The sequence below is a fragment of the Dechloromonas hortensis genome (assembly GCF_009469765.1).
Classification (GTDB): domain Bacteria; phylum Pseudomonadota; class Gammaproteobacteria; order Burkholderiales; family Rhodocyclaceae; genus Azonexus; species Azonexus hortensis.
In genome coordinates this window covers 209,386-218,565 of record NZ_SSSQ01000007.1, presented here as the reverse complement: position 1 = coordinate 218,565, position 9,180 = coordinate 209,386, and the positions used below count along the sequence as shown (strand labels likewise).

Sequence of the window (9,180 nt, the reverse complement as noted above, 5' to 3'; positions counted from 1 at the left end):
TTTAATACTTTTGTGCAACTTGCGTTGCTAGCATCAAGGCACCCACACCTATCGGTTGTTCAAGTTGTTAAAGATCAATTCCGCCGCGCCGTCGTTTTCACTTCGTCTGCAGCAGAGAGGCGAGATTATGAAGAACTTCTTACAAACCGTCAAGCTTTTCTTCAAATCTTTTTCACCGCCCTTTACTTCCACTTCACCCTTCAACCACCCCGGGAAGCCCCGGCGCCGCTGAAGAGGTGCGCATTATATACACGCCAAAACTCTCGTCAACCAATCTTTTGATCAATCTTGCCCGACCTCGCACCAGAAAACTCGTCAACCAATCGAAACACCAGCACAAGTAAAAAACAAAAGGCGGCTACGCCGCCTTTTCAACAAAGAAATTCCAGATCACGCGGAGAACGACGAACCACATCCGCAAGTTGAAGTGGCATTAGGATTCCTAATAACAAACTGAGACCCCTCCAAGCCCTCTGAATAGTCAATCTCAGCACCGAGCAAATATTGATAACTCATCGGATCGATCAACAATGTCACACCATTTTTCTCCATGGTCGTATCGTCCTCATTCACCTCCTCATCGAAGGTAAAACCATACTGAAACCCAGAGCAACCTCCGCCCGTGACAAAAACACGCAACTTCAAGCTCGGATTCCCCTCCTCCTCAATCAACTCTTTGACCTTGTTGGCCGCATTATCGGTAAATAGCAACGGAGAGGTCATTTCGGCAACAGCGTTCATCAGAAAAACTCCTTAAAAAATCATGCAAGATTATGCGATTCCGCACCACCTCGGTCAATGCAGTTAGTTTAGGGCCAGCAGCTTTAGTTCCACGCATTTTCTTTGATACAGCAACACACGACCAAGCCGAAGCACCCCACCCAGAATTTGACTAACACCCACCGTGACAGACAAGAGAGCCAACTCACTAATGATTGGGTTGGCCCCCCCCTTGTCTTTCACCAAATTTCGGCAGGACAGATGAGACCAGGAGCAGGGCAGAGAAAAACAAAAAGCCGCCCAAAGGCGGCTTTTTTTCAACTGCGCACGCGTTAGCGCTTGGAGAACTGCTTACGGCGGCGCGCTTTGTGGAAGCCGACTTTTTTACGTTCGACTTCACGAGCATCACGGGTAACAAACCCAGCCTTGGAAAGAACTGGCTTGAGCCCAGCATCGTACTCGATCAGAGCACGGGTAATGCCGTGGCGCACCGCGCCAGCCTGACCAGACTCACCACCACCGGTTACATTAACCTTGATATCAAAACCCTGAAGCTGCTCAACCAACTCAAGCGGCTGACGAACGATCATTCGCCCCGTTTCACGAGAGAAGAACTGATCCACCGGCTTGCCATTTACAACAATAGCGCCAGAACCACGCTTCATAAAAACACGAGCAACGGCGCTTTTGCGACGACCGGTACCGTAGAAATAACTTTCAGCCATGTTGACCCCTTAGATTTCCAGAGCCTTGGGCTGCTGGGCAGTGTGAGGATGCTGTTCACCGGCATAGCACTTCAGCTTCTTCAGCATGGCATAGCCCAGCGGACCCTTCGGCAGCATACCCTTAACGGCAGTTTCCAGAGCACGCCCCGGAAAACGCTGCTGCATCTTCTTGAAGTTGGTTTCGTAGATACCGCCCGGATAACCGGAGTGACGGAAGTACTTCTTACCTTCGGCCTTGTTACCGGTTACAACGAGCTTCTCGACATTGGTAACAACGATGAAATCACCGGTATCAACGTGCGGAGTATAGATAGCTTTGTGCTTGCCACGGAGGCGACGAGCAATTTCGGTGGCGAGGCGGCCGAGCACCTTGTCTGTGGCGTCTACCACAAACCACTCGCGCTTCACCTCATGTGGCTTGGCGGAAAACGTTTTCATGTGTGTGCCGTCCTGAAAAATTGGGCGCAGATTGGAGAAAGGCGCGGATTCTAGTTGACTCCGACAACCGATGTCAAGAGCTATATAGACTTGGAGCAATTAAAAAAAACGCGGCTCGCTGAGCCGCGTTAAATCCACACCAAAGGAGGAGGGTGGAGGAGACAATCCTGAACCGCAGAATGATCTTTAACAACCACCTTTGGTTCGTACGCTTCGCATTCTGCACCACAACACACATTGAAGCAAGGGCATATTGTGCGCCGCACAATATATTTGGTTATAAAAAAATATGGAAAAACAATTAAATATAAGTACTTATTATTAAACAAATAACAAAACGAAAGTTTAATCAGTATCGGAATATTTAACCAAAGCGCTCCACCATCACCACCACCACTCAGCCCCCTCTCATTGTGCAGCGCAACAAGGCATCAAACGGCCACCCGACACATTGATATCCGCTAAAATCCAGATTCTTTCAAGGAGACGTAGATGGAATGCACTGTTAGGTGGATGGGCAACGATGCCGGCATGTCTTTTGTCGCAGAGACAGGAAGCGGCCATGCTGTCGTTATGGATGGAGCCCCCGAAGCAGGCGGGAGAAACCTAGGCCTACGCCCAATGGAGATGGTCTTAGCGGGGACCGGCGGCTGTACCGCGTTTGACGTGGTGCTTATTCTAAAGAAGGGCAGACATGCAGTAAGCGGATGTGACGTTACCCTAACAGCGGAGCGTGCCGAGACCGATCCGAAAATCTTTACCAATATTCACTTTCACTATCGCGTAAAGGGAAAGCAGCTCAAATCGGAAGCGGTTGCGCGCGCCATTGAGCTATCCAAAGACAAATACTGCTCCGCCTCGATCATGATCGGAAAAACTGCAACGATCACGCATGACTTTGAAATCATAGACGAGGCCTAAGATAAGCCCCCTATAGGTAATAGGCAGCCTTGGTCATGATCTTGGCTGCTACCTTCATGGTGAATTTTATCGACGACGGCAGTTCTGCCGCTCCGTGAATGATCGCCATATCTGCATGTCGAATTTCATCAAGCCGCATTTGTTCGACGATTGCCCGCGAACGCTCGTCACCAGCAGGCAAACTAAGCAGATGGGCATCAAGATGAGCCTCGACCTGCCGCTCGGTCTCTGCCAGGAAGCCAAGATTCCATTTATCGCCAAGTAATCCGGCCGCAACCCCCATCGATAAGGCACCAGCATAAAGCATGGGATTCAGGAGGCTTTTTTGCCCTCCCAACTCACCAATACGTCGCTCGGTCCAGGCAAGGTGCTCGGTTTCTTCATTGGCAGCGACACATAGCGCTTCGCGAACAGCGAAATCGCGCGAAGTCAGCGCCTGCCCCTGATATAGTGCCTGGGCACAAACCTCACCACAGTGATTGACTCGCATCAAGCCAACCACATGACTTCGCTCGACGGCACTCAGATCAGCATCTGGCAACTCTGCTCCAGGTATTGGCCTAACGCTGGAAGCTGGCGCCCAGAGCGTGCGCAATACACGATCAACCTCACAGATAACCCGATCAATTGCCATCGCTCTCACCTACGCCGAGTCTCGGGATGCCCGCCCAGCCGCAGAGCTTCTCGCGCTTCTGCCGCATCACGGACGATGACACCACCCGGACAAAAATACTCAAGGAAAAGGGCAGCGTGCTGGCGATTTCCATAAGCATCCCGAATTTTCGCCCATTGTTTTACCCGAGACTCCGACCAGGAGCCGTCAGCACGCCCGGAGGCATAGATACGGCGCTCCTTGGTTTCACAGCGCATGCCTTCAAAACTGACATTGCGCCCTCCTTCGGGAGAAACAACCACGAGGGTGTAACGAACCACACCATCGTCACCTACGCTCAACGTGGAAACATCAATAAAAAAGCGATTTTCCGAGGCCGCACTCACGTAAAACGGCAATAGCGAAGCCTCAGTAGGCGACGCCGGCAGCACAATTTTTTCTTCTTGCCACTGCTTGACTTCATCCTCTTCGTCCGAGGCTGCAAATCCACAGCCAGGCAAAACGAAAGCAAGCAAAAGACAGACCGAACGAAGGAACGAAGGCACTAAGACTCCTCACCGGCAATCGCCGAATCATCAAGCACCGCCCCTCGACGAAGACGAGCACGCCGATCGAGATCAAGAAAACGGACGAGTTCGTTCAACGCCTGCTCGTAAACCCCCCGCTTGAACTCTATAACGGCATCAAGAGGCACCCAGTAATCGTTCCAGCGCCAGGCATCAAATTCCGGTTTGTTGGTCGCCCGCAAACTTACATCGTTATCACGCCCAACGAGGCGTAACAGAAACCAGATTTGCTTCTGGCCCTTGTAGGATCCACGCCACTCGCGCTTGATCCAATGTGTCGGCACCTCATAACGCAACCAGCCCTTGGTTCTTCCGAGGATGCGCACATGCTCGGGCAAAAGCCCGACCTCTTCATACAGTTCACGATACATGGCTTCTTCCGGCGTTTCGCCGCGCTTGATGCCACCTTGTGGAAACTGCCAGGAATGCTCCCGTATGCGCTTACCCCAGAAAACCTCGTTCTTGGCGTTACAAAGAATAATGCCGACGTTCGGGCGGTAGCCTTCACGGTCGAGCATAAAAATCCTGCAAAAATTAAAAGTTGCCCCAATTCTTTCACAAAGGCTGCCCGGGTGCAAAGCACAGCCTGCGTGTAAAATGCGCTTTTCGCAACGAATTCAAGAGCATCCCATGCGCACTTCGCAGTTCTTTTTTACCACGCTTAAGGAAGCCCCGGCCGATGCCGAGGTCGTTAGTCAAAAGATGATGCTTCGCGCTGGCTATATCAAGCGCGCCGCAGCCGGTATTTACACGTGGATGCCACTCGGCCTGCGTGTTTTGCGCAAGGTGGAAAACATTGTCCGGGAAGAAATGAACAACGCCGGCGCCCTGGAATTGCTGATGCCCGCTGTACAACCAGCCGAACTATGGCAGGAGTCCGGCCGCTGGGAGCAATACGGACCTGAACTGCTGCGCTTCAAGGATCGCCATCAGCGTGAATTCGTGATCGGACCGACCCACGAGGAAGTCATTACCGATGCCGTGCGGCGCGACGTCAAAAGCTATCGCCAGTTACCGATTCACCTCTATCAAATTCAGACCAAATTCCGTGATGAAATCCGCCCCCGCTTCGGCGTGATGCGCGGCCGCGAATTCTTGATGAAAGACGGCTACTCGTTCCACACTTCATTTGAAGACCTGAAACGCGAATACGGCAACATGTACGCAACCTACAGCCGCATTTTCAGCCGACTCGGCCTGCGCTTCCGCGCCGTTGCTGCCGACACCGGCTCAATTGGCGGCACCGGTTCGCACGAGTTTCATGTTCTAGCCGACTCCGGCGAAGATGACATCGCTTTCTGCCCTGCTTCCGATTACGCCGCCAACGTCGAATTGGCGGAAGCACTGGCGCCATCGACCCCGCGTGCGGCCGCAACCCAAACCATGGAGAAGGTTGCCACCCCGGGCAAGATGGCCTGCTGCGACGTCGCCGAATACCTGAACGTTTCGCTGGAGCGCATCGTCAAAGCGATTGCCGTGGTCGGCGAACCGGATGACGGCAGCAAGACCTTTGCCTTGCTGCTGTTGCGCGGCGATCATGAGTTGAACGAGATTAAGGCCAGCAAGATCGCCGGCCTCGCCAACCTCCGCCTCGCGCTGGAGAGTGAAGTCGAGGAATACCTTGGTTGCAAGCCGGGCTATATCGGCCCGGTTGCGGTCGACGGCGAAAAAGTGGCAGTTTTCGCCGACCGCACCGTCGCCGCAATGAGCGACTTCGTCTGCGGCGCCAACGAGGCCGGCTTCCACCTGAACGGCGTCAATTTCGGCCGCGACCTGCCGGAACCGGAAGTCTTCGATATCCGCAACGTGGTCGCTGGCGACCCCTCCCCGGACGGCAAGGGCAAGCTGGAAATCTGCCGCGGCATCGAAGTCGGCCACATTTTCCAGTTGCGCCAGAAGTATGCAGCCGCACTGAACTGCGCCTACCTCGATGAAAACGGCAAGAGCCAGATCATGGAAATGGGCTGCTACGGGATTGGCGTGTCGCGCATCGTTGGCTCGGCGATAGAACAGGGCAACGACGAACGCGGCATCGTTCTGCCCACGGCAATCGCCCCGTTCGAGGTCTGCATCGTGCCGATGGGCTATCACAAGAACGAGGCAGTCAAGGCGGCGGCCGACGAACTGTATGCGCAACTAAAGGCTGCCGGCATCGACGTCATTCTGGATGACCGCAACGAACGCCCCGGGGTGATGTTCGCCGATATGGAGCTGATTGGCATTCCTCACCGGGTCGTCATCGGCGAGCGCGGCCTGAAGGAAGGGCAACTTGAGTACAAGGGGCGCCAGGATGCCGAGGCAACGATGATCGGCCAATCCGACATCCTCTCCACGCTCAAAGAGAAGCTGTGCGCCGCCTGATTGCGGCCATCGCCCTGTGCAGCGCGTCGGCGGCATTCGCCGGCGCGCAGAAGTACGAACCCTTATCAGCCAGCGTCCAGGGCGCCTTGCACAAGGCAGTCTCCGACTCGCGGCCGACGGTGACTTCGTTCAAGAATTCGATGGATGCAGTGGACTGGCTGGGCGAAATGTCCCGCCGCCTGGAAAAGCGCATACCGAATCGCGAATATCGGATCGACCTGCTGCGTAGCGTTCATTACGAAGCCACCCGGGCCGGGCTGGACCCTCAACTGGTGCTCGGCCTGATGCAGGTCGAATCGGGCTTTCGCAAATATGCCGTTTCTTCGGCCGGCGCCCGCGGCTACATGCAGGTCATGCCATTTTGGCTGAAATTGATCGGTCGACCGGAGGATAGCCTGTTCGACCTGCGCACCAACCTGCGCTACGGCTGCACCATCCTGCGCCACTATCTCGACATTGAGCGCGGCGATCTTTTCCGCGCCCTAGGACGCTACAACGGCAGCTTGGGCAAACCGGAATACCCGAATATGGTTCGCGCTGCCTGGCAAAACCAATGGGGCTATGAAAAACCGGCCCGCTTGGTGCAGGCCGGCCAGTAACTCAGCTAATCAGCGCCCCATCCCGGGCAGCATGCCCTTCATGCCGCGCATCAGCTTGCCGATGCCACCTTTGGTCATCATCTTCATCATCTTCTGCGACTGCTCGAACTGGTTGAGCAATCGATTGACCTCCTGTACCTGAACCCCGGCCCCCATCGCAATGCGACGCTTGCGGCTGGCCTTGATCAGTTCCGGCTTGGCACGCTCGGCAGGAGTCATTGAGTTGATGATCCCTTCGACGCGACCAACCATCTTGTTTTCCGCCCCGGCAGGCAACTGACCGGCCATCTGGGCAATCTGCGCCGGCATCTTGTCCATCAGCGCCGACAAGCCACCCATATTGCGCATCTGGCCGATCTGCTCCTTGAAATCATTGAGATCGAAGCCCTTGCCAGACTTGAGCTTCTTGGCGAAGGCAACCGCCTTCTCCTCATCCAACCCCTTCTTGGCTTCTTCGATCAGCGACAGTACGTCGCCCATCCCGAGAATCCGCGAAGCCATGCGCTCCGGATGAAACGCCTCCAGTCCGCTAAGCTTTTCACCCACACCGGCAAACTTGATCGGCTTGCCCGTAACATGGCGCACCGACAGCGCGGCACCACCCCGTGCATCGCCATCGAGCTTGGTCAGCACCACGCCAGTCAACGGCAAGGCCTCGTTAAAGGCCTTGGCCGTATTGACGGCGTCCTGACCCAACATGGCATCAACCACGAACAGGGTCTCAATCGGATTGATGGCGGCATGCAAGCGCTTGATTTCGGCCATCATTTCTTCGTCGACCGCAAGACGACCCGCCGTATCGACCAGCAGAACCTCATGGTAATGACGCTTCGCCCAATCCAGCGCCGCCAGTGCGATCGCTTCGGGTTTTTCACCCGTCGTGGACGGGAAGAAATCGACGCCGGCCTGCCCGGCCACCGACTTCAACTGCTCGATGGCCGCCGGACGATAGACGTCACAAGAGACCACCAGCACTTTTTTCTTGTTGTTTTCCTTGAGGAACTTGGCCAACTTGCCGACCGTGGTCGTCTTGCCGGCGCCCTGCAAACCCGCCATCAAGACAATTGCCGGCGGCTGGGTATTGAAGTTGATGCCTTCGTGGGCATCGCCCATGATTTTCGCCAGTTCGGCATGCACGACACCGACTAGGGCCTGCCCCGGGCTCAGCGAGCCGATGACTTCTTCACCGACCGCCTTCTCCTTGACTGCGGCAATGAAGTCCTTGACCACGGGCAGCGCCACGTCGGCCTCAAGCAAGGCCATACGCACTTCCCGAAGCGCATCGGCAATATTGGATTCAGTCAGGCGAGCTTCGCCCTTCAGCGTCTTCATGACGCGAGCAAGGCGATTGGTCAGGTTATCGAGCATGTCAGGTAGGCTTCTAGTAGAATCTGCGGATGGCCGATATTGTAATTCAGCTTCTGCCGCACATTCTCGCCGCCCTGATATATGGCGCGCTCGGGTTCCACTTTTGGAACACCCGCTGGCGCGAAGGCGAAAACCAGTGCGTTGCCTGCCCCATGCAAACCTGGGAGCGCGCGGCCATTGCCGCCGCCCTGTTTATTCACGCCTATGGGCTGTATAGCGCGCTATTTGGCGAAACCGGCATGCGCTTCTCGTTCAGTTTTGCCTTGTCGCTGATGATGTGGCTGGCCGTGCTGATCTATTGGCTGGAAAGCTTCATGGCTCGAATGGAAGGCATGCAGCCCATGGTTCTACCATTGGCTGCTGCCTGCACGGCACTGCCGGTAGCCTTCCCCAACGTTCATCTGGTTGCCCACGCCAGCGCCACTGGCTTCAAGCTCCATTTCCTGGCCGCCATGCTGGCCTACAGCCTGCTGACCCTGTCGGCGCTGCACGCGATTTTCATGGGCTTCACCGAAAACGCCCTGCACAAACGCTCGATGAAACGCAGCCTGGCTAGCCTGCCGCCACTGCTAACCATGGAATCACTGCTTTTCCGGATGCTCCTGCTCGGCTTCATCCTGCTCTCCCTAACCGTGGGCAGCGGCGTCTTTTTCTCCGAAGCACTGTTCGGAAAGCCGATGTCGCTTGACCACAAGACGCTGTTCGCTTTTGCCTCCTGGGGCATCTTCGCCACATTGCTGGTCGGACGCCATGCCTGGGGGTGGCGTGGCAAACGCGCCCTGCGCTGGACGCTTGCTGGTTTTGCCCTGTTGATACTGGCTTACGTCGGCAGTCGTTTCGTCGCCGAGGTCATCCTCGGCCGCCTCTAG

Annotated in this window: 12 protein-coding genes; 5 read left to right on the top strand and 7 right to left on the bottom strand. The window is 55.5% G+C overall.

Annotated features, from left to right (window positions below):
• The coding region (locus tag GH663_RS21080) for a hypothetical protein (protein WP_211371146.1) at positions 1-282 on the top strand (282 nt) is incomplete at its 5' end.
• Between the two features lie 108 nt (positions 283-390).
• On the opposite strand, the gene erpA is transcribed toward GH663_RS21080, so the two are convergent.
• The 3 genes from erpA to rplM all read right to left on the bottom strand — a co-directional run bounded on the left by erpA (position 391) and on the right by rplM (position 1,883).
• Positions 391-741 (bottom strand): iron-sulfur cluster insertion protein ErpA, encoded by a 351-nt coding sequence (gene erpA / locus GH663_RS13245; RefSeq protein ID WP_153132197.1) that lies wholly within the window; start codon positions 739-741, stop codon positions 391-393.
• Positions 742-1,052: 311 nt separating this feature from the next.
• Complete coding sequence (gene rpsI, locus GH663_RS13240) at positions 1,053-1,445, bottom strand: 30S ribosomal protein S9 (protein ID WP_153132196.1); 393 nt, start codon at positions 1,443-1,445, stop codon at positions 1,053-1,055.
• Between the two features lie 9 nt (positions 1,446-1,454).
• Entirely contained in the window at positions 1,455-1,883 is a 429-nt protein-coding gene (rplM, locus tag GH663_RS13235; RefSeq protein ID WP_066881245.1) for a 50S ribosomal protein L13, read from the bottom strand.
• 492 nt (positions 1,884-2,375) lie between these two features.
• On the opposite strand from rplM, the gene GH663_RS13230 reads away from it, so the two are divergent.
• Entirely contained in the window at positions 2,376-2,804 is a 429-nt protein-coding gene (locus GH663_RS13230; RefSeq protein WP_153132195.1) for an OsmC family protein, read from the top strand.
• A gap of 10 nt (positions 2,805-2,814) precedes the next feature.
• Here GH663_RS13230 and coq7 read toward each other — a convergent pair whose 3' ends face one another.
• Genes coq7 through GH663_RS13215 form a run of 3 tightly spaced genes read right to left on the bottom strand, consistent with a single transcriptional unit; the run spans position 2,815 to position 4,501 of the window.
• Entirely contained in the window at positions 2,815-3,438 is a 624-nt protein-coding gene (coq7, locus tag GH663_RS13225; protein WP_153132194.1) for a 2-polyprenyl-3-methyl-6-methoxy-1,4-benzoquinone monooxygenase, read from the bottom strand.
• Between the two features lie 5 nt (positions 3,439-3,443).
• The gene (locus GH663_RS13220) at positions 3,444-3,962 is read right to left on the bottom strand and encodes a CNP1-like family protein (protein ID WP_153132193.1); all 519 of its coding nucleotides are present in this window, start codon (positions 3,960-3,962) and stop codon (positions 3,444-3,446) included.
• The gene (locus GH663_RS13215; RefSeq protein ID WP_066881239.1) at positions 3,962-4,501 is read right to left on the bottom strand and encodes an RNA pyrophosphohydrolase; all 540 of its coding nucleotides are present in this window, start codon (positions 4,499-4,501) and stop codon (positions 3,962-3,964) included. Before GH663_RS13215 ends, GH663_RS13220 begins: the two co-directional genes overlap by 1 nt.
• Before the next feature lie 112 nt (positions 4,502-4,613).
• Here GH663_RS13215 and GH663_RS13210 point away from each other — a divergent pair, with 112 nt between their 5' ends.
• Positions 4,614-6,344 (top strand): proline--tRNA ligase, encoded by a 1,731-nt coding sequence (locus GH663_RS13210; protein ID WP_153132192.1) that lies wholly within the window; start codon positions 4,614-4,616, stop codon positions 6,342-6,344.
• The gene (locus tag GH663_RS13205; protein ID WP_153132191.1) at positions 6,332-6,943 is read left to right on the top strand and encodes a lytic transglycosylase domain-containing protein; all 612 of its coding nucleotides are present in this window, start codon (positions 6,332-6,334) and stop codon (positions 6,941-6,943) included. Before GH663_RS13210 ends, GH663_RS13205 begins: the two co-directional genes overlap by 13 nt.
• 9 nt (positions 6,944-6,952) lie before the next feature.
• On the opposite strand, the gene ffh is transcribed toward GH663_RS13205, so the two are convergent.
• Positions 6,953-8,311 carry a signal recognition particle protein gene (ffh, locus tag GH663_RS13200; RefSeq protein WP_066881233.1) on the bottom strand — a complete coding sequence of 453 codons (1,359 nt, stop codon included), beginning with the start codon at positions 8,309-8,311 and terminating at the stop codon, positions 6,953-6,955.
• Positions 8,312-8,340: 29 nt separating this feature from the next.
• On the opposite strand from ffh, the gene GH663_RS13195 reads away from it, so the two are divergent.
• On the top strand, positions 8,341-9,180 hold the full coding sequence (locus GH663_RS13195; protein ID WP_153132190.1) for a cytochrome C assembly family protein: 840 nt from the start codon (positions 8,341-8,343) through the stop codon (positions 9,178-9,180).

What these genes read in the sequence shown, in the direction of transcription:
- erpA (WP_153132197.1), bottom strand. Translation starts at nt 741, where the DNA reads ATGAACGCTGTTGCCGAAATGACCTCTCCGTTGCTATTTACCGATAAT.
- rpsI (WP_153132196.1), bottom strand. Translation starts at nt 1,445, where the DNA reads ATGGCTGAAAGTTATTTCTACGGTACCGGTCGTCGCAAAAGCGCCGTT.
- rplM (WP_066881245.1), bottom strand. Translation starts at nt 1,883, where the DNA reads ATGAAAACGTTTTCCGCCAAGCCACATGAGGTGAAGCGCGAGTGGTTT.
- GH663_RS13230 (WP_153132195.1), top strand. Translation starts at nt 2,376, where the DNA reads ATGGAATGCACTGTTAGGTGGATGGGCAACGATGCCGGCATGTCTTTT.
- coq7 (WP_153132194.1), bottom strand. Translation starts at nt 3,438, where the DNA reads ATGGCAATTGATCGGGTTATCTGTGAGGTTGATCGTGTATTGCGCACG.
- GH663_RS13215 (WP_066881239.1), bottom strand. Translation starts at nt 4,501, where the DNA reads ATGCTCGACCGTGAAGGCTACCGCCCGAACGTCGGCATTATTCTTTGT.
- GH663_RS13210 (WP_153132192.1), top strand. Translation starts at nt 4,614, where the DNA reads ATGCGCACTTCGCAGTTCTTTTTTACCACGCTTAAGGAAGCCCCGGCC.
- ffh (WP_066881233.1), bottom strand. Translation starts at nt 8,311, where the DNA reads ATGCTCGATAACCTGACCAATCGCCTTGCTCGCGTCATGAAGACGCTG.
- GH663_RS13195 (WP_153132190.1), top strand. Translation starts at nt 8,341, where the DNA reads ATGGCCGATATTGTAATTCAGCTTCTGCCGCACATTCTCGCCGCCCTG.